The 21,420-nt window shown below is 39.0% G+C and carries 15 protein-coding genes; 12 read left to right on the forward strand and 3 right to left on the reverse strand.

Annotated features, from left to right (window positions below; all coding sequences use genetic code 11):
- Window positions 1-114 precede the first annotated feature (114 nt).
- Window positions 115-1,917, reverse strand: a complete 1,803-nt coding sequence (gene pepF, locus G532_RS0106535) for an oligoendopeptidase F (RefSeq protein ID WP_027964076.1) — start codon at window positions 1,915-1,917, stop codon at window positions 115-117.
- A 204-nt stretch (window positions 1,918-2,121) separates the two neighbouring features.
- Here pepF and G532_RS0106540 point away from each other — a divergent pair, with 204 nt between their 5' ends.
- The 12 genes from G532_RS0106540 to G532_RS0106595 all read left to right on the forward strand — a co-directional run bounded on the left by G532_RS0106540 (window position 2,122) and on the right by G532_RS0106595 (window position 18,374).
- Window positions 2,122-3,513 (forward strand): TldD/PmbA family protein, encoded by a 1,392-nt coding sequence (locus G532_RS0106540; protein WP_027964077.1) that lies wholly within the window; start codon window positions 2,122-2,124, stop codon window positions 3,511-3,513.
- Complete coding sequence (locus G532_RS0106545; RefSeq protein WP_027964078.1) at window positions 3,514-4,857, forward strand: TldD/PmbA family protein; 1,344 nt, start codon at window positions 3,514-3,516, stop codon at window positions 4,855-4,857.
- Between the two features lie 199 nt (window positions 4,858-5,056).
- Window positions 5,057-5,347: an Asp-tRNA(Asn)/Glu-tRNA(Gln) amidotransferase subunit GatC gene (gene gatC / locus G532_RS0106550; protein ID WP_027964079.1), complete on the forward strand. Its 291-nt coding sequence runs from the start codon at window positions 5,057-5,059 to the stop codon at window positions 5,345-5,347.
- 15 nt (window positions 5,348-5,362) lie between these two features.
- Window positions 5,363-6,838, forward strand: a complete 1,476-nt coding sequence (gatA, locus tag G532_RS0106555; RefSeq protein ID WP_027964080.1) for an Asp-tRNA(Asn)/Glu-tRNA(Gln) amidotransferase subunit GatA — start codon at window positions 5,363-5,365, stop codon at window positions 6,836-6,838.
- Window positions 6,838-8,268, forward strand: coding sequence for an Asp-tRNA(Asn)/Glu-tRNA(Gln) amidotransferase subunit GatB (gatB, locus tag G532_RS0106560; protein WP_027964081.1), 1,431 nt, complete (start codon window positions 6,838-6,840; stop codon window positions 8,266-8,268). Before gatA ends, gatB begins: the two co-directional genes overlap by 1 nt.
- 38 nt (window positions 8,269-8,306) lie before the next feature.
- Entirely contained in the window at window positions 8,307-8,678 is a 372-nt protein-coding gene (locus G532_RS0106565; protein ID WP_027964082.1) for a VOC family protein, read from the forward strand.
- A gap of 55 nt (window positions 8,679-8,733) precedes the next feature.
- The gene (locus G532_RS0106570; RefSeq protein ID WP_027964083.1) at window positions 8,734-9,636 is read left to right on the forward strand and encodes a diacylglycerol kinase; all 903 of its coding nucleotides are present in this window, start codon (window positions 8,734-8,736) and stop codon (window positions 9,634-9,636) included.
- A gap of 83 nt (window positions 9,637-9,719) precedes the next feature.
- Window positions 9,720-11,096 carry a 23S rRNA (uracil(1939)-C(5))-methyltransferase RlmD gene (gene rlmD / locus G532_RS0106575; RefSeq protein WP_027964084.1) on the forward strand — a complete coding sequence of 459 codons (1,377 nt, stop codon included), beginning with the start codon at window positions 9,720-9,722 and terminating at the stop codon, window positions 11,094-11,096.
- Window positions 11,097-11,194: 98 nt separating this feature from the next.
- Complete coding sequence (locus G532_RS0106580) at window positions 11,195-11,998, forward strand: hypothetical protein (protein ID WP_027964085.1); 804 nt, start codon at window positions 11,195-11,197, stop codon at window positions 11,996-11,998.
- Between the two features lie 354 nt (window positions 11,999-12,352).
- On the forward strand, window positions 12,353-13,948 hold the full coding sequence (locus tag G532_RS0106585; RefSeq protein ID WP_027964086.1) for a type I restriction-modification system subunit M: 1,596 nt from the start codon (window positions 12,353-12,355) through the stop codon (window positions 13,946-13,948).
- A complete protein-coding gene (locus tag G532_RS0106590; RefSeq protein WP_027964087.1) occupies window positions 13,938-15,197 on the forward strand; it encodes a restriction endonuclease subunit S in 1,260 nt (419 codons plus the stop codon). Before G532_RS0106585 ends, G532_RS0106590 begins: the two co-directional genes overlap by 11 nt.
- A gap of 12 nt (window positions 15,198-15,209) precedes the next feature.
- On the forward strand, window positions 15,210-18,374 hold the full coding sequence (locus G532_RS0106595; protein WP_027964088.1) for a type I restriction endonuclease subunit R: 3,165 nt from the start codon (window positions 15,210-15,212) through the stop codon (window positions 18,372-18,374).
- Between the two features lie 170 nt (window positions 18,375-18,544).
- On the opposite strand, the gene G532_RS0106600 is transcribed toward G532_RS0106595, so the two are convergent.
- Window positions 18,545-18,844, reverse strand: coding sequence for a hypothetical protein (locus tag G532_RS0106600; protein WP_027964089.1), 300 nt, complete (start codon window positions 18,842-18,844; stop codon window positions 18,545-18,547).
- A gap of 122 nt (window positions 18,845-18,966) precedes the next feature.
- Window positions 18,967-21,114: a DNA helicase RecQ gene (recQ, locus tag G532_RS0106605; RefSeq protein WP_027964090.1), complete on the reverse strand. Its 2,148-nt coding sequence runs from the start codon at window positions 21,112-21,114 to the stop codon at window positions 18,967-18,969.
- Window positions 21,115-21,420: the final 306 nt, after the last annotated feature.

A 21,420-nucleotide genomic window follows, 5' to 3' on the forward strand; every position in this document is an offset into this window, starting at 1 on the left:
CGAACTTCGCAGATAGAGAATCGGACTGAATTAAAAAGAATCAATCGATAAGGGAAGTTCGTATAATATAAACTAAAACCCCCTCCGCACCAAGCGAAGGGGGTCATTAATAATCTATTCGTAACTCTTCTCAAGCTCGTCTACTAATGTTCCGACATATGCGACGGCTTTTTTGATTGGGTCTGGGGTGGACATGTCGACTCCAGCGTATTTCAGGAGTTCTTGCGGCGTTTTGGATCCGCCCATTTTTAATACTTCTAGCCAGCGGTCGATTGCTGGTTGGCCTTCTTCTTTAAAGAGCTGGAAAACGGCGGTTGACGCTGTGAGTCCGGCTGAATAAGTGTACGGATATAAGCCCATGTAATAGTGTGGCTGACGCATCCAGGTTAGCTTCGCGCCTTCATCGATTTCAACTGCATCGCCCCAGAAATTCTCGAGTGCTTCTCCTTTTTGTTTGGACAATACATCTGCCGTCAGTGGGACGCCTTGTTCTGCCAAGTCGTAAACGCGGCGTTGGTATTCGCCTTCTAATAAGTGTGTAACGAAATTGTGATAGTACGTGCCGAGCAATTGTAAGATAACCCAACGGCGCATGCGTGGGTCGTCTGTTTGTTCTAATAGATGATCAGCAAGTAGTAATTCGTTAATGGTTGACGGTGCTTCGATGAAATAAGTTGATGGACGTGTGTTAAATACATGCTGGTGTTGATTTGCTAAGTGTAAATGGCCAGCGTGTCCAAGTTCGTGCGCTAAAATAAATGCTCCGCGCATCTTGCCGGTGAATGTCAGTAATATATAAGGGTGAACGCCATATGGACTCGCACAAAATGCACCGGTTGATTTACCGATATTATCAGCATAATCTACCCAACGATCTGACAAGCCTTCCTTCATAATCTCCTGATATTCTGGTCCCATTCGATCCAACGATTTTAAAATCGTCTCGGAAACTTCTTCATAAGAGGAAGCAGGATCAAAGTCTGGATCCAGTGGCGCCTTCAAATCTACAAACGACAGCTTCTCCAGTCCGTACATTTTCTGCTTTAACTTTGCGAATCTGCGCATATGCGGTGCTAATTCTTTTTGGATCGTATCCAATTGATTGTGATACATTTCCTCAGATACTTTTTGCGATTGGAGCAACATTTGCGTGACATTTTTATATCCGCGAGCTCGTGATAAAGTGACTTGCTTTTTCACTTCTGTTGCATAGGTTGCAGCGTACGTGTTTTGGTACTGTTTTAGAGTATCGACAAAAGAATGATAAGCCTTATGGCGCACTTCCGTATTAGGTGTTAACTCATATTCATCTTCAAACAAAGCGAATGAGTTCGAATACTCTTCGCCATCTTTTGTAGTAAACGAGTCAAAGTCCATATCAGAGGATTTACTACGTTGGTAAATCATATATGGTGCCTGATGAACTTCACTTAATGATGCTAAGACTTCTTCTGTTTCAGGTGCTAAAGTATATGGCTTTCTTTCCAATAAATCTTCTAATGAGTTGCGAAAAACTTCTAACTCACTATTTTCTTGTAAATATCTTTCGACTGTTCCTTCAGGCAAGGCAAGCACTTCTGAATCAAAGAAGGAGACTTGGGCACTAATCTTCGCCCCAGTTTGAGCTAATTTCCCAGCATTCGCTTGATTGACTGGGTCTGTGCCATCCTCAGATGAACGCAAATTGGCATAAGTTCCAACTAAGATCATTTTCTTCTGTAGTTCTGCTTGGGCCTCCAAACAACCTAATAATTGTTCTGCGCCTTCATGTAATTTTCCTTTATATTGTGTTACTTCAGGTACGAGATTTTCCAATTCATTTAAAGCTTGCTCCCATTCATCATTGGAAGCAAACAGATCCTTTAAATTCCACGTTTGCTCTTCAGGTACTTCCGAGCGGTTTAATCTTTTTGCCATTTTTTTAAAATTCCTCCTCAAATATATTTCGAAATCCTAAATATTATTATAGAATAAACATAGGGTATCTGTCACACAAATCTGAATGTTTTTAATCATAAATTAATTTCCACCTCTAGACGGAGATGAAATCCAACTTCCAAATGCTTTCATTTCAACTTCAATCGATTAACATTTAGGTATCCAACTAAAAGGAGGAGTTTCATGTTAAGTAAATCAGTTGTACAAGATGTCATCAGCCAGGCATTACAAACAGGCGGTGATTTCGCAGAGGTATTTGTAGAAGACACGTTTAAGAATAATATCTCGCTTCAAAGCGGGATCATTGATAAAAGTTTATCAGGAAGAGATTTTGGTGTTGGAATACGTGTTTATAAAGGTTTTCGTAGTGCGTATACATACACAACGGACTTTTCGCGCGACAGTTTATTGAAAACAGCTAAAAATGCTGCACAAGCAATTGAAGGGGAAGGCCAATTGAAAGCTTCGGAGTTGAAGTCAGAGCGAGCGCAACAGCTTCACCCGATCCTTCAAATGCCTCAAACAGTTGAAAAAGCACGCAAAGTTGCCGTAATGAAAAACGCGTCAAATATCGCTACTAGCTATCACGACGCGATCTCTCAAGTAGTTGTAAGATACATGGATGAAGAAAGAAATGTACTCATCGCGAATTCGGATGGGAAATTTATCGAAGACCAACAAGTGCATAGCCGACTAGCGATATCCGCCGTCGCGTCGAACGAAAGTGACATGGAGACGGGATCTTATGGGCCTGGTCGATTACAAGGTTTCGAGTTTATGGAAAATATGGACTTAAACCATTATGCAAAAGAAGCGGCACGAATTGCTGTAACAAATCTTGGTGCGGATCCGTGTCCGAGTGGTAAATTCCCAGTAGTTATCGACAATGAATTCGGAGGGGTTATTTTCCACGAAGCTTGTGGACATGGATTAGAAGCGACCTCAGTTGCGAAAGGGAAATCTGTTTTCTCCAATCAAATAGGACAGCGTGTAGCTCCAGATATCGTCACATATATTGATGATGGGACAATAAAAAATGAGTGGGGATCAATCAATATAGATGATGAAGGAAATCCTACTCAGAAAAATGTGTTAATCGAAAATGGAATTTTAAAAGGATACCTAGTGGACCAATTAAATGGTCGCATCATGGATACCCCTTCGACAGGATCTGGTCGTAGAGAGTCGTATCGCTATGCACCAACTTCTCGTATGACGAACACCTATATCGCTAATGGGGAGTCTACTCCTGAAGAAATTATTGCGAATACAGAAGATGGAATTTACGCGAAGTACATGGGCGGAGGTTCCGTAAACCCGGCGACAGGTGATTATAATTTCGCAGTCAATGAAGCGTATTTAGTTAAAAACGGAAAAATTGACCGTCCAGTTCGAGGAGCGACATTGATCGGAAATGGTCCAAAATCTCTTCAGGCTGTTGATATGGTTGGTAATAACTTAGGTCATGGTGCAGGTATGTGTGGGTCACTAAGCGGGAGTATTCCAGTTAATGTTGGTCAACCGACACTTAGAGTGAGTGAAATCACTGTCGGTGGTCGAAAGGAGGAAGCGTAGATGGATATAAAAGCATTTAAAGATCAGTTATTTAAACAGGGGCAAACTCAAGGGTTTGATGATATCGAATTGTATTACGAGTCAAGTGAAGGGTTAAACTGCCAGTTGGATTTAGGTGAAGTAGATCAATTTTCCACGCAAGAAAAGATCGGTGTATCGCTTAGAGGGAACTATCAAGGAAAAATTGGTTATGCTTACACAGAAAAAATCGATGAAACTTCCATTGACTTTTTAATAGAAAATGCTATTGAAAACGCGAAAATCATTGAAGAGAAAGAACAAAATGAAATCTATGCTGGTGATGGAGCATACGAACAAATGAACTTCGTCTCTAATGAAATTTCACAGCTGACAAACGATGAAATCATTTCTTTTCTAAAAGATTTTGACCGGGAATTATATGCGGCAGATGAGCGTGTCGTAGGAACGAACTTCTTCCAAGTACAAAGGCAAGATTTGAAAACAGCTATGTTTAATACACAAGGTTTGGAACTTGAGGATCACAAGAATTTCTTATTCTTTTTCTTAATGGTAATTGTGAAAGAGAATGATGTGAAGAAATCAGGTACTTATGTGAATGTTGTACATGACTGGAGCAAGCTAGATGCTAAAACGTGTGCAGAAGAAGCAGTAGCGGAAGCGGTATCTTATTTAAATCCAAAAGCTGTAGAAAGCGACAATTACCCTGTTGTTCTTCGGTATGATGCAGTAAGTAGCTTATTAGCAACCTTCACATCTAACTTCTCAGCGGAAACTGCGCATAAGGGATTATCAAAACTGAAAGACAAAGTAGGGGAGAAAATCGCTGGAGATAATATCACCTTAATTGATGATCCTTTTCTTGAAAATGGATTAGGTAGTAGAACATTCGATGGAGAAGGTGTTGGTTCGAAGCGGTTAACAGTAGTGGATAACGGCTCTTTAACTACATTATTCCATAACCGCAAGACAGCCAAAAAAGATGGAATGGAAACAACCGGGCATGCTTCTAGAGCTTCTTATAAAAGTTCGATCGGTGTGGAACCATCTAACTTCTATTTGAATCCTGGAACAAAGTCATATGAGGAACTCGTTAAATCCGTTGATGAAGGAATCATTATTACTGATTTACAAGGGTTGCACTCAGGAGTGAATCCAGTCTCGGGTGATTTCTCACTTGCTGCGAACGGGTATTATGTGAAAGACGGAAAGCAGCAGTATGCAACGAATTTAATGACTGTTGCAGGAAACTTTTATGATTTGTTAAACCAAGTGCGTGAAGTAGGTTCTGATTTAACATTTAAAGGTTCGACAGTGGGTGCTCCTTCTTTATTAGTAGATGGATTATCCATTACAGTAGAATAATTTACTTAAAAAAGGCTCACGCTTAACTAGTGAGCCTTTTTTTATGTAATTATAATAAAACAACAATATATCTTACGCTTCCCGATATTTCCCGGGAAATAGTCATGAAATAAACAATAGGGAATCGTTGCTATTATATAGGTTTTTTTGCTATGATTGAAAGTATTGTGAAGCGTGAAAAAGTACGGGGGTGCAAGTAATGACAAAGATAACAAAAGATGATGTAAAGCACGTTGCAAAACTTGCTAGGTTAGAGTTTTCTGAAGAGGAACTGGAGAGATATACAGACCAGTTAAGTTCTATTTTGAATTTCTCTGAACAGCTAAACGAATTAGATACAACGGATGTAGAACCGACGACGCACGTATTAGATATGAAAAACGTGATGCGTAAAGATGAAGCAAAAGAGTGGATCAAAAAGGAAGACGCATTAAACAACGCACCAGATCAATTAGACGGCCAGTTCCGCGTGCCTTCTATTTTGGATTAATAGGGAGGATCAGTCATGTCAGTATTAGATTTATCAATTAAAGAAATGCAAGAAAAGTTAAATTCAAAAGAAATTTCTGTAACAGATATCGTGAAAGCATCTTATGAACGTATTAAAGAAACGGAAGCTAAAGTACAAGCCTTCGTAACTTTAAACGAAGAAGAAGCTTTAAAAGAAGCGAAACGACTAGATGAAGAAGGAATAGATGAAAAGAAATTCCCTCTCTTTGGTGTTCCATTAGGAATAAAAGATAATATTATGACCAAAGGAATTCGAACGACTTGTTCTAGCCAAATGTTATCTAATTTAGACGATCCATTATATGATGCTACTGTTATTCATAAATTAAAAGAAGCAAAATCAATAAACATAGGTAAATTAAACATGGACGAATTTGCAATGGGTTCTTCTACAGAGAACTCCAGCATGAAAATCACACGTAACCCATGGGATTTGGACTATGTTCCAGGAGGTTCAAGTGGTGGTTCAGCGGCAACAGTTGCTGCAGGACAAGTACCTTTCTCTTTAGGTTCTGATACAGGTGGTTCTGTGCGTGAACCAGCATCTTATTGTGGAGTAGTTGGCATGAAGCCTACATACGGACGTGTATCGCGCTTTGGTTTAGTAGCATTTGCTTCTTCTTTAGACCAAATTGGCCCGATCACAAGGACGGTAGAGGACAATGCACGTATTCTAGAAGTGATTGCTGGAGAAGACGAAATGGACTCTACGAGTGCTAATATCGAAGTACCTAAATTTACAGAAGCCCTAACAGGTGATGTAAAAGGACTTAAGATTGCCGTTCCGAAAGAATATTTCCGTGAAGGCGTAGACTTAAAAGTACAAGAAAAGATTCATGAAGCATTAAAAGTTTTAGAAAACCAAGGTGCAGAGTGGGAAGAAGTTTCCTTACCTCACTCTAAATATGCAATTGCAACATATTATATGATTGCTTCCTCAGAGGCATCAGCGAATCTAGCACGTTTTGATGGGGTTCGTTATGGTCGCCGCGCAGACGATGCAAAAGATATGATGGAAATGTTTACGAAGTCTCGTAGTAAAGGGTTTGGAGACGAAGTGAAACGTCGTATTATGTTAGGTACTTTCGCACTTAGCTCAGGATACTATGACGCTTATTATAAAAAAGCACAACAAGTTCGTACGTTAATAAAACGTGATTTTGAAAATATATTTGAAGACTTTGATGTAGTCATTGGCCCAACTGCTCCAACTACAGCTTTTAAAATCGGTGAGCAAATTGAAGATCCTTTAACGATGTATGCAAACGATATTGTAACTATCCCAGTCAACTTAGCTGGAGTACCAGCGATTTCTGTTCCTTGTGGATTCCATGAAGATAACGGGATGCCAATTGGACTTCAGATTATCGGAAAACATTTTGATGAAAGCACAGTTTATCGCACGGCACATGCATTTGAACAAGCAACGGATTACCACACGAAGCGTCCTGAGATCGGAGGTACGAAATAATGAACTTTGAAACGATTATTGGCCTAGAAGTCCACGTAGAATTAAAAACAAACTCAAAGATTTTCAGCCCAAGTGCCAACGCTTTTGGAGATGAGCCAAACAGCAATATTAATCCGATTGATCTCGGGTATCCCGGCGTTTTACCTGTTTTAAATGAAGAAGCAGTTAACTATGCGATGCGCGCTGCTATGGCACTAAATTGTGAAATAGCTACAAACACTAAATTTGATCGTAAGAACTATTTCTATCCAGATAATCCGAAAGCATACCAAATCTCTCAATTTGATCAGCCGATCGGGGAAAATGGTTGGATTGAAATTGAAGTGAATGGCGAAAAGAAGAAAATTGGAATCACTCGTCTGCACTTAGAAGAGGACGCTGGAAAATTAACACATGGAGAAGATGGTTATTCACTCGTTGACTACAATCGTCAAGGTACGCCACTTGTAGAAATTGTTTCCGAGCCAGATATTAGAACGCCAGAGGAAGCATATGCATATTTAGAGAAGTTACGTAATATTATTCAATTTACAGGCGTTTCTGATGTAAAAATGCAAGAAGGTTCCCTACGTTGTGATGCCAACCTTTCGTTACGTCCATATGGCCAAGATGAATTTGGTACGAAAACAGAACTTAAGAACCTAAACTCATTTACATTTGTGCAAAAGGGACTTGAGTTTGAAGAAAAACGCCAAGAAAAAGTTCTTCGCCAAGGAGGAGAAATCCTTCAGGAAACGCGTCGTTATGAGGAGAAAACAAAAGAAACAATTTTAATGCGTGTGAAAGAAGGTTCAGATGATTATCGTTATTTCCCTGAGCCAGACTTAGTACCTCTATACATTGATGAAGCGTGGAAAGCTCGGGTTAAAAATTCTATTCCTGAATTACCAGATGAGCGTCGAAAACGTTATGTCGGAGAACTTGGTTTAGACTCCTACGATGCCGGAGTATTAACGAATACGAAGGAAATGTCCGATTTCTTTGAATCTGCCATTAAAGAAGGTGCCGATGCGAAACAAGCTACAAACTGGTTGATGGGCGATATCTCAGCACACATGAATAAACAACAAGTAGAGCTTCAAGATTTAGAGATTACACCAGAATCTCTAGCGAAAATGATTAAATTAATTGATGCTGGAACACTTTCCTCTAAGATGGCTAAGAAAGTAGTCACAGAACTACTGAAAAATGGTGGCGATCCTGAAGAAATCGTGAAAGAAAAAGGACTAGTGCAAATTTCAGATGAAAATCAATTAACGGAAATCATTACAGAAGTGTTAGATGCGAACCAACAATCGATCGAGGATTATAAAAACGGTAAAGACCGCGCACTTGGTTTCTTAGTAGGACAAGTGATGAAGAAAACAAAAGGTCAAGCCAACCCACCAAAGGTAAATAAGATTTTAATTGAAGAAATGGATAAACGATAAAGGTTTTTTACATTTATAGGTGAGAGGGGATTAGTCATATGTCGTTTCGATTTAAACGGATTGATCATATACAATTAGCAGCACCTAGAGATACAGAGCCAGAAGCAAGACAGTTTTTTAGTGGAGTATTAGGTTTTGAAGAGGTAGAGAAACCAGAGGCTTTAAGAAAAAATGGAGGAGTTTGGTTCGCTTTTGGCGACCAACAAATCCATGTGGGAGTAGAAGAACCATTTCATCCAGCTGAAAAAGCACATCCAGCTCTAGAAGTGGATGACTTAGATGCCTTGTTACAACATCTTGATGAACATCGTGTGCCCTATCAATCTGATGAAAAACTTCCAGGAGCCAAACGAATTTATTTAAGCGATCCATTTGGCAATCGAATGGAAGTCTTAGAGTGGATCAATTAGTTTGATAGAAGTATAGTAGAAATAGATGAATAGAAACGAAGGTGAGTCTATGGAGCTGAAACGCGCACGATTAATTTATAACCCAACAGCAGGAAGAGAAGCAATGAAAAAAGCGCTTCCTGTTGTATTGGAACGCTTAGAACAGGCAGGATATGAAGCTTCTGCACATGCGACGACAAAAGCGGGATGTGCGATTGACGCTGCCATTACTGCTTGTGAACGCAAATATGATATTGTCATTGCTGCTGGTGGGGATGGTACCGTTAACGAAGTGGTAGATGGGATGGCAAAACAATCTTATCGACCGAAGCTAGGGATCATTCCAATGGGCACAACCAATGATTTCGCGCGAGCAATTCATATTCCACGTGATGTGGAGAAAGCCATGGATATAATTATTAATGGATACTCCAAAAAACTCGACATTGGACGCGTAAATGACCATCATTTCATGAATATAGCTGGTGGGGGCAAATTGACAGAGCTAACGTATGAAGTACCTAGTAAGTTAAAGACTGTCCTCGGGCAATTAGCTTATTATTTAAAAGGCGTAGAAATGTTACCTTCCATCAAGCCAACTCGAGTTCGAATAGAGTATGACGGAGAAGTTTTTGACGACGACATGATGCTTTTTCTAGTCGCTAATACAAATTCGATTGGTGGATTTGAAAAGCTTGCTCCAAAAGCAAAGATGGATGATGGGTATTTTGATTTGTTGATTTTAAAGAAAATCAATATGGCAGAAGCTGTAACCGTTGCGAATAAAGCCTTACGTGGACAACATATTGATAGTGATCATATAATTTATAAGCATGCACAGACGATCAAAGTAGAGTCTCAGAATGAAGTTCATTTGAATTTAGATGGCGAATATGGTGGGAAGCTACCAGGAACTTTTGAAAATCTCTACCAACATATTGAATTTTTCTTACCAGAAGAAGAGGAAGATAATGCGTAAAAGGGGTCTAAAAGTGACCTCTTTTTTGCTTTATTAAATGATACTCTACATAATTAATCATCAATGGATAAGGATGGATACACATGGCTAAACAAACTGCACCAGTAGAGAAAAATGAATTTATAGACGTTACCTTTTCTGATTTGACTCATGAAGGGGATGGAGTAGCAAAGCTTGATGGCTATCCAATTTTTGTTCCATATGGTCTGCCTGGTGAGAAAGCAAATGTGAAAATAATTAAAGTGAAGAAGAATTTTGCGTTCGGCAAATTAATTGACGTGCTTGAAGCTAGTGAAGAGCGAGTAGAACCCCCATGTGAAGTCTTTTATCAATGTGGAGGGTGTCAGATCCAACATATGAGCTACCAACTTCAGTTGAATATGAAGCAAAAGCAAGTACAAGATGTCATGCGGAAAATTGCTCACTTACCTGACGTTCCTGTCCATCCAACGATTGGAATGGACAACCCATGGAATTATCGCAACAAGGCTCAGATTCCTGTCGGGAAACAAAATGGGAAAGTTGTCACGGGCTTTTATCAAAAACGGAGTCACCAGATTATCGATTTGGAACAATGTCCAGTTCAGACAGATATAAACGATCTCATTATTCGAGAGATGAAAGGGATTATCGAGGAACTAGGCATCGAACCTTATGATGAACACCATCACAAAGGCGAAATCAGGCACATCGTAGTGCGTTCTGGTCATCATACCGACGATGTGCAGGTAGTCGTGGTCAGTCGCACGAAAGGCCTAACGAAAGAAAAGCAATTAGTCGAAAAGATCCGTGCGATCAGCCCTCAAATTAAAAGCATTATCCATAATCACAATCCAAAGCAGACAAACGTGATTCAAGGTCGAGATAGCAGAACCCTGTTCGGGGATGCGGAAATTACTGATTATGTGGAAGACCTGTCGTTTTCAATCTCGTCCCAGTCATTTTACCAAGTGAACCCGGAGCAAACGGAAAAACTTTACCAGCAAGCGTTGAAGTTTGCTGAATTAAGCGGAAAAGAAACTGTAATCGACGCTTATTGTGGAATCGGCAGCATCTCACTCTTCCTAGCCAAACATGCGAAGAAAGTCTATGGCGTAGAAGTTGTACCCCAGGCTGTTGATAATGCTAAGGATAACGCTAAACGCAATCATATCGATAATGCCGAATTCTACGTCGGAGAAGCGGAAAAAGTAATGCCGTGGTGGAAATCGCAAGGTCTCAATCCGGATGTCATTGTAGTCGACCCACCACGTAAAGGCTGCGATGAAGACTTACTTCAAGCGATGATCGACATGAACCCAGAGCGAATTGTCTATGTTTCTTGTAACCCTTCTACGTTGGCGCGCGATCTTAAATACTTGGATGAAGGCGGTTATGAAGCAAAGCAGATTCAACCTGTTGATATGTTTCCACAGAGTAATCATGTGGAGAGCGTTACGGAGGTTGTTCGGAAACATTAGAACATCGAGAATTTTTGAAGTTTAATTAAGTTTTTTGAAAATTTATGAAATAATAGTGTTATAATTTACTAACAAGTCAAGAATTTGGTGGAGTCGATATGACAAATACAACTGAAGTGTCAAATGAAAGTCATTTTTTTGCAGTGTTGAAATCAGCAATGAACTTACCTGGTGTGAAAATTAATAGAAATGATTTCTTAAGAAAAGAATTATCGATCTATTATCCAAAAAGTGTAGTTAATTTGGCAATTGAAAAGAATCCAGCAGCTGCAGGAATCCCAAAAGAAAAAATAGAACAGATAGCAAAATCTTGTATAAATTATGAAACAAATAAAGTAACTTTCTTATCAGGGGCTGCAGGTATTCCAGGAGGTATTGCTCTAGCTGGAACAGTTCCTGCAGACACAGCACAATATTTTGCACATATAGTTCGTATCGTACAGAAACTTGTATATTTATTTGGATGGAAAGAATTATATAACGCTAATGAGGAATTTGATGATGAAACTACCAACCAACTAACACTTTTCTTAGGAGTGATGTTTGGTGTGAATTCAGCGAACGTTGCGGTCAGCAAGTTGGCTAAAGTTGCAGTAGTAAAAGTAGAAAAGGATATTGCAAAGCGAGCTCTTACAAAGGGCACAATTTATCCTATAGTTAAGAAAATTGCAGAGAGATTGGGCGTAAAAATGACTAAGGAAGTTTTCGCTAAATCAGTAGGTAAGGTAATACCTCTTATTGGAGGAGTTATATCAGGCGGTCTTACATACGCAACCTTTAAACCTTCAGCAATAAGGCTTAAAAATTATTTAATACAACTACCTATTGCAGATGTGGAGTCTTATAAATCTGATCAAACAGATATAATAGATGCGGATTTTGTTGAAATTAATGAAGATTAAAAGGAGTGTAGAATAGCAGTAATTTGGTCATATGCTTTTAAACAAACAATTTTGCGATTGTAAAGAAGATTGACCAGCTTTGAAATGAATTTATTTAAACGCGCTTCGGGATAGCCCTGAAGCGTTTTTGTATGTACAAAGGTAAAAAAAGCGGTATCAGGTATTCCTTTTATGGCTATCACATTTAATCAAAAAAATGCACAGATAATCGGTGTGAAATCTGATAAAATTAAAGTATAAGTTATTATTAATCAATTATTGTTGAATAAAGGTTTTTTATGGACAAAAAATCTGATAGTAACTCTTGCTAGTTATAAAACTTAAAAAAGATATAGACATAGGAGCGATTAAGTAATGGGAACAGAATTAAATCAAAAACTATTCAGTGCTGCGGATAACCTTCGCAGTAAAATGGATGCTTCAGAGTATAAGAACTATTTGTTGGGTTTAATCTTCTACAAGTATCTGTCTGATAAGCTATTGTTAAAGGTAGTTGAACTGGCGGATGAACCGATAGATACATATGATACACCCGAAAAACAAACAGAGCTCTATCAAGATTTGTTGACTGATGAAGATACTAAAGAAGACTTGATTGCGACATTGGTGGATACACTTGGTTATGATATTGAACCGGCGTATTTGTTTAACGTGCTTGCAAAACAAGCGAAGAAGAATGTCTTTCAGTTAAACGATTTGAATAAAGCGTTTATCCAGCTTTCCACAAAGTATGACGCTTTCAGTGGTTTATTTGACGATGTAGATCTACAGTCTAAGAAACTCGGCTCAGACGATCAACAGCGTAATGTGACAGTGACGGATGTAGTAAAAAAGCTCAATGATGTTGACCTTATAGGCTATGAAGGTGATGTTATTGGGGATGCTTACGAATATTTAATTGGCCAGTTTGCATCTGAAGCCGGAAAAAAAGCAGGGGAGTTCTACACACCCCACATGGTTTCTGACATGATGTCACAGATAGTAGCGATTGGTCAGGAAGATAAAAAGTGGTTCAGTGTATTTGACCCGACGATGGGTTCAGGGTCATTGATGCTGAATGTGCGGAATTACCTCAACCACCCAGATAAAGTGAAGTATCACGGCCAGGAATTAAATACAACAACCTTTAACTTGGCTAAGATGAACTTGATCTTGCATGGTGTGGATCCGGAAGAAATGAGGGTTCGTAATGGAGATACACTGAATAAGGATTGGCCAACGGATGAACCATACACATTTGATTCAGTTGTCATGAATCCACCTTATTCAGCGAAGTGGTCTGCCGATACTACATTCCTAGATGATTCGCGTTTTAACCGTTACGGCAAACTCGCTCCGAAATCGAAGGCTGATTTTGCCTTTGTCTTACATGGTTATTACCACTTAAAAGAAACAGGTACGATGGCAATTGTTCTCCCTCATGGAGTTCTATTCAGAGGGGCTGCAGAAAGTGTAATCCGTAAAAAGTTGTTGGAAGACGGTAGTATTTATGCAGTTATTGGTATGCCACCAAATTTATTCTTTGGAACATCGATTCCAACGACTGTTTTGATTTTGAAGAAGAACCGCAGTACGCGTGATGTATTATTTATCGATGCTAGTCGGGAATTTATCAAAGGTAAAAATCAGAATAAGTTAACAAAAGAGAATATAGAGAAGGTTGTTGATACTTACAATAAGCGTGAAAGTATCGATAAATACGCTCACCTTGCGACGTTTGATGAAATTAAAGAGAATGACTATAACTTAAATATCCCCAGATACGTTGATACGTTTGAAGAAGAAGAACCTGTGGATATGAAAGTTGTTGGTACTGAAATGAAAGAAATTCAACAGAGTAAAAAAGTGTTGCAAAAGAGTTTGTTTGAAGATATTTCTTCTATGAAATACAGCGAAGAAGATGTTGCGTGGATTCAAGGGGCAATAGAGGTGTTTAATTATGAAAAATAGTAAAATACCAGTCATTCGATTTGTTGGTTATAAGGGGGATTGGGAACGTTCTAAATTAAGAGATCTAGTGGAAAAAGCTTATGGTGGAGCTTCAATAGGTCCAACTGATTACGTATCTACGGGTATAGCAACAGTTCCAAAAGGAGCTGTTAATTCAAGTGGAATTGCTAACTTATCTGGTAGTAAGCATATTAATGAATATTTCTTTGAGAAGAACATCAGTTCAGCTGTCTATAATAATGACTTGGTAACCGCCTTAAGAGACTTAGTTCCAAGTGCGCCGAATATGGGAAGAATAGTAAAGGTATATGGAAGAAAAGAAAAATATTTGATGCCTCAAGGAGTCTATAAGTTGACATTAAGACATGATACAAATGAAAATTTTTTGATTTCTTATTCGAACTCTGAAAAATTCCGGAAAATTATTTCTCAGAAAAAAAATGGTTCAACTCAGGTGCATTTAAGAACTTCTGAATATTTAGAGATTGAAGTCATAAGGCCTGAAAAGCAAGAACAACAAAAAATCGGTCAATTCTTCAAGCAACTCGACGACCGAATCACCCTTCAACAACACCAAATCGAATTATTAAAAGAAAGCAAACAAGGATTTTTGCAGAAGATGTTTCCGAAAGATGGCGAACGTGTGCCTGAGGTTCGGTTTGGTGGGTTTCATGGGGAGTGGAATCCTGTGACATTAGGCTCTATAGTAGAAAGAATTACAAGAAAAAATAAAGACTTAGAATCTACTTTACCCTTAACTATTTCAGCTCAATTTGGACTTATAGATCAAAATATCTTCTTTAATAAACAGGTAGCCAGTAAAGATATGAGTAATTATTTTCTAATTAAAAAAGGAGAATTTGCATACAACAAAAGTTATTCACAAGGATATCCGCTTGGTGTAATTAGAAGACTTGATTTACATGAAAAAGGTGCTTTGTCAACATTATATATAGCTTTTAAACCGGTAAACGTAAATTCAGATTTTCTATTATCTTATTACAACACTAATAAGTGGCATAGGGAAGTTATGAAACGTGCTTCGGAAGGGGCACGTAACCATGGATTACTAAACATATCACCAAAAGATTTTTTTGAAACAGAATTAAAGTTACCTAGTGAAATAGTGGAACAACAAAAAATAGGAGAATTCTTCAAAAAACTCGACGATACAATCGCTATTCACGAAAAAGAACTCGATCTATTAAAAGAAACCAAAAAAGGATTCCTACAAAAAATGTTCGTTTAGGAGGTGATACATATGCAAAATCTATCACATCGTTCGGAGGCTGAAATTGAGAACCATCTGATTGAGGTACTAGGAGAAGGCTATAACCAGTGGACGTTTCGTGATGACCTAAAATCCGAAGCCGATCTTTGGAAAAACCTTCGGCAAAAGATCACACAGAATAATCTTTCTGAACTCGGTGACCATCTGTTAACAGATAAAGAGTTTGAGGCGATCAAGACAGAATTGCTTTTACGCACGCAAACGCCTTTTGATGCTGCCAAATGGTTAAAAGGGGAGAATGGTATTGCCCGGATTACGATTGAGCGTGAGAACAGTGACTTGGGCTTCGTTTCACTCATCCTTTACTCCAATCAGGATATTGGTGGCGGAATCTCTAGTTATGAAGTCGTCAATCAAATTGCGAAAAAGAGTGCTACAGGTGAAGGTAGAGATCGTCGTTTTGATGTGACGCTTCTTATCAACGGGCTCCCAATCGTGCAGATCGAACTAAAAAAAGTAACGGCGAAAGACGGCGTCTATCAAGCCTTTAACCAAATTAAGAAATACTCTGAAGAAGGCGTGTTCCGAAACAATATTTTTTCCACTTTACAATTGTTCGTTGTCTCGAATGAACAGACTACAAGGTATTTCGCGAATGCCATGCCAAAGAATATGCACAAGAAATTCATGTTCAGTTGGCGAACGAAGGATAACAAGAAAGTGGAGAACCTTTACGAGTTTTGTAAACAGGCACTGAATATTCCGGATGCACATCGATTGATCGCTAACTATACGATTGTCAGTGAAGATCAGGACAACAAAACCCTGGTGGTGTTGCAGCCTTATCAAATTCACGCCATTGAAGCTTTATTTACTGCAGCCAATAAGCATCAGTCTGGTTATGTGTGGCACGCCACGGGATCTGGGAAGACACTCACAAGTTTTGTTTCGACGAAACTGTTGGCTAAGAAGTCAGGTATCGACCGGACAATAATGCTTGTCGACCGGAAAGACTTGGACAATCAGACGACCAATGAATTTACCAAGTTTGCTTCAGAATTTAATACTGGGATTTCTTCAGGAAACAGCCCTGCCAACAGTTTAATTGTCGGAACCGGTAGTTCTCAGGAGTTAAGTAAAACACTTCTTGCTGATGCGAACTCGAATGTCGTTATAGTCACGACTCGTCAGAAACTGGATGCAGCTTTAAAGCATGCAAAGATGCAGGAAGAACAAAAGGGGTCGAATCGATATCAAAAACTGATGGGCCAGCATATTGTGTTCATCGTGGATGAATGTCACCGTGCATTGAGTGCCGAGAATATGGAAGAGACCAAAGCTTTCTTTCCGAACTCTACATGGTTTGGCTTTACAGGAACTCCGATCTTTGAAGAGAACAAAAAACAGGCAAAAGGGAAACTGGCCAGAACGACCCATGATCAATATGGGGAAGTTCTTCACACCTATACGATCAAAAACGCATTGGAAGACGCCTCAGTCCTTGGTTTTCAAGTGGAGCACGAAACGACCGTTGAACCTGTATCGTTGAATAATTTGATTTATAGTAAACTTCAGGATAATGAAAACTATAGCAATAGCTCAGCTGAATCTATTAACAAAGAAATTGATGAGATGTCCGGTATTGAGAAGGAAACGTATATCAACAAGAGCTTTTATGAACTGGATGGACATATTGATAAAGTCATCAAGAAAATTCTTCGTCCAGACAATGCGTATACCAAGTTTGATTTTAAGAATGGAAAGCCGACAAAATCAGCTATTCTCACAACTAGCTCCATTGATATGGCCAAGCGTTATTACCATGCTATTAAAGCCATGACAAAAGAGGATAATTGGATGGATCAAGTATTCCCAGACCGACCAATTCGAGAAGGGCGTACTATGGATGACCCGGATTTCCCCCGTATTGCGATTACGTACTCTTTAGATGAGAATACGGAAAATGCCATGGAGCAACAGGAAGAAATGCAGGAGATTATCGATGATTATAACCGATACTACCAAACTGCCTGGTCTCTACAAGATATTGAACGTTACAACGGCGATATTAACAACCGGTTGGCCAGAAAGCGTGCGGAATTTAAACAGCATGGGCGTCAGGTGGATTTAGTTATCGTTGTGGATCGTTTATTGACAGGCTTTGATGCCCCAACTATTCAAACATTATTTGTGGATCGGAATCTTGAATATGCTGGATTGATCCAGGCATTCTCAAGAACGAATCGGACGTATCCAGATAAGACAAAAGGGCTTATTGTCACTTACCGTAAGCCATTTACGATGGAAGAGAATGTGGCAAAAGCAACCAAGCTGTATTCGGAAGTCAAAGAAGAATCCGGATTAATCTATCCAAGCTATGATTCTGCTAAGAAACGTTTCAAAAAGGCTCACAAACAATTCGTGCATATCGTTGAGAATGAGGGAGAAATTGATGAACAAGCGTCAATTGAAACCCGTGTAGACTATGTGAAAGCCTTCCAGGAGTTAAATAACGCGTACGAAGCTTTAGTCACTTATGATAGCTATAATAACGACATGTACACATCAGAAACCTTGCAACAACAGGTGGATGTCTTAAAAGAAGAAGTTGGAGTTTATGAAACAGTGAAAGGGTCGTTAGTAAAGGTTGCTAGTGAAGAGGATCCTGAGGAAGAACCTGACTTTTCTGAGTTAACCTTCTACAGTAATGACAAAGCTAAGCTATACGACATTGATTCAAGCTATATCGATCAGTTACTAGGAACCTATGAAGCTAATAATCCCGATGTACGTGACGAGATCGAAAAAGCTCTTCAGAAATTAAATAAGGCTGAAACCGTAAAAGATGTCTATCGGGAGATTTTGAATGCTATTGATGAAGAGGAAATTGCGGATGAGGATGATATATTCGCAGTGAAACGCAGTTACTTTACGGGCAAAAAAGAAATAATTGTCGAAGGATTCAGTACGTACTGGTGTGTTTCAACTAATGAACTATATGCCTCAGCCGTTCAGTACATGATCGGAATGGATTCGATTCCGAATATGAAGAGCATCATCGAAAGTAAAGATTATGAGACATTTAAGACCCAACACCCTGACGTAAAACCATTTCAGTATCCACAAATGATGAAGCGTGAGTGGCAAAAGGTACTGGATGAACAAATTGTACCGCTGGATGATGAGTTGAGGTAGAAGCATTTAAACTAGCCGATTATAAATAATTTTGAGGAAAAAGCGAATTATAGAATGATAGTAAAAAGCACCATACCCGTTGTTACTGAAGGGAAGATTTAACTTCAGTCAAACATGGGTAAGGTGCTTTTATTAAGCTCTACAAGAATATGTGGTCTTTATATAGTAGTTTACTTCAATTTCTTATGAGCTATAATCTCAGAAACCACAAAAGCAAGGTCGTCATTTCCATAGAGAGATAACACTTCAAGCACAGTTTCCGAATCAATATAATCTGACTCGTACCTTGACACGGTTAGTTCTAAGGCATCGGTCAGTTCTTTATTAACTTCCTGATATGGATAGGCTTCTTTATAAATAACTACAGGATCTAATTCATGATTGATGCACCATTGGGCGAATATCAAGATCATCATTCTTTCGCCTTCTTGGTAATTGCGAATAACTTCTTCTTCACGGCTCCGGTCCATATAGACTCTCCCTCCTCTAGTAGAACAAGAAAAACTCTTTTTATAAAGAAATATAGATAGTTTTAAAAAATTAAATTCTATTAAAAAAGGAATCCGTTCATAGTTCCCTTTCCTAATTATCTCTACTTTAATAACTCATGCTTCACCAACACTGCTCTAATCATAAAATAACTTACATCGTCTCCAAGTGTTTCTTTAATCGGTTTCAATTTTATCTCAGAAGGTGTAACCCCTTCTACTTCAGCTAATACATGCCGTTCAATTTCTTCTGAGAATAACTGATCGAGATCCCATTCATACCCTTCTTGGTAAGCCTTAAAGAGATGCTTTTCAATTGTAATGGTTGAAAACCCACGTTCTTTTGCGATTTCCTCGATTGTGCTGCCGTTTTGATAAAAACCTAATGATATCAAATGGCTAGGTCGATCATCTGCTGTTGATTTTTTCTCAAAAGTAGGAATTACTTCTGTGACAACATCCTCATTTTTTTCATGTGCGTTCCTGAATTCATCCAACTTGTCTAAAAACAGTTCCCCATATTGCTCATATTTCCGTACGCCAATTCCTTTAACTTGAAGCATATCCGACTTCGTTCCAGGTAGTTGCCCTGCTAGCTCCTTCAACGTTGCATCGGAGAAGACGACAAATGGAGGTACTTCCTGCTCGTCGGCAATTGATTTACGTAATTCACGTAAAGCTTGGAACACTTCTTCTGAAAAGCTTGTTTCCAAAGGTTTCTTCGTTTCTTGAACTTTCATGTAGACAAGTTCTTCATTTTTTAATACTGCTACGGACATTTTGGTTAATTTCAACACTGGGAATTGGGCATCTGTAATCGTTAAATACCGATCAGCTACTAAATAGTTGATCAATTGGGAAATCTCTTTTTCTGTATATTGTTTGAGCAGTCCATAGGTTGATAGGTTTTGAAAATTAAAATCGATTATTTTTTGGCTCTTGGATCCTTTCAACACCTTGGCAGTCATAGAAACGCCGAATCGTTCGCCCATTCGTTTGACACAGGAGATAATCATCTGTGCTTCTTTGGTCACATCTTCTTGCTTGCGATCGTCCAAGCAATTACTGCACTTTCCACAAGGCTCACTTGCTTCCACATCTTCAAAGTAATCTAAAATATATTGCTGCAAACAAGATGTCGTGTGGCAAAAGTCGATCATGTCTTGTAGTTTTCTATATTCCTGTGATTTCTTTTCCTCTTCCAGTGAAGATTGTTCAATTAGGAATTTCTGAAGCTGAACATCTTGAGGCGCGAACAACAAATGACATTCACTATCAATGCCATCTCGCCCAGCTCGTCCCGCTTCTTGGTAATAAGACTCAATATTCATTGGCAAGGCATAGTGAATGACGTAACGGACGTTTGATTTATCGATTCCCATTCCAAAGGCGTTCGTTGCAACCATCACTTGAAGGTCATCGTTTGTGAAAGCAGATTGAGCTTCTTTTCGCTCGTATTCAGAAAGTCCTGCATGATATTTTCCTGCTTTGATTCCTTTTCCTTTTAAAAAGGTATAAAGCTGGTCGGTCGTTTTTCTAGTCGGTGCATAGATAATCCCCGCTTCTCCAGTTAGATTCTTGATCAAATTCATCACATAATCCCTTTTATCAGCACCTTTGACGACATTAAAACTCAAGTTATCTCTGCTGAATCCAGTTACTACTGCATGATCATTATGGATTGTTAAAAGATGTTTAATATCTTCAATCACTGTCTGGGTAGCTGTTGCGGTCAGTGCGATATAAGGAGCTTGGTTTGAAAGCTTTTGAATAGTCGGGACAATTGACCTGTAACTTGGGCGAAAATCATGACCCCACTGGGAGATACAGTGCGCTTCATCAAAAGCGATCAAGGATAGTTTCATTCTGTTCAATGACCGAAAAAACACGCCCGATTCAAAACGCTCTGGTGCCACATAAACAAGCTTGTATTCTCCGTTTACCATCGCTTGAAGACGAGATTGTTGTTCTTCATTACTAAGGGAACTATTAATATATGTAGCTGGAATTCCAACCGTATCTAGCGCATCCACTTGGTCTTTCATTAGGGAAATGAGAGGGGAGATGACGATTGCGGTTCCATCTAAAACAAGACTCGGAATCTGGTAACATAGCGATTTACCTCCACCAGTTGGCATGATAGCGAGTGTGTTTTGTTTATGTAAAATATGATTAATTACCTCTTCTTGACCATGTCTGAAGGAGGAATAACCGAAGAATTCATTAAGTTTGTCGGTGGCTTGTGTAAGCATGGGGAATCATCCTTTGTTTTTAATAAGTAAGTGTAGTAAGTATATCACGCAGATAGGTGGTTTGGCTGTAGGGGAAGGCAAGTAGTTTCGAGGAATAAGATTTGTGGATAAAGTGGAAGTATCGTCGTTAATGTATGACTTTCGGACATGTTCCTATCACTTTCGTGCATAACGTCCAGACTTTCGCACATACTTTGGTAATTCTCGCACATAAGTACTGAGTTTGGAACATAAGAGAAGATTTCCGAGCATATCTCTTCCACATTATAAAATTGATGGTGGCCATTAGTTAATGACCACCTCACA

The sequence above is a fragment of the Halalkalibacillus halophilus DSM 18494 genome (assembly GCF_000423105.1).
Lineage (GTDB): Bacteria > Bacillota > Bacilli > Bacillales > Alkalibacillaceae > Halalkalibacillus > Halalkalibacillus halophilus.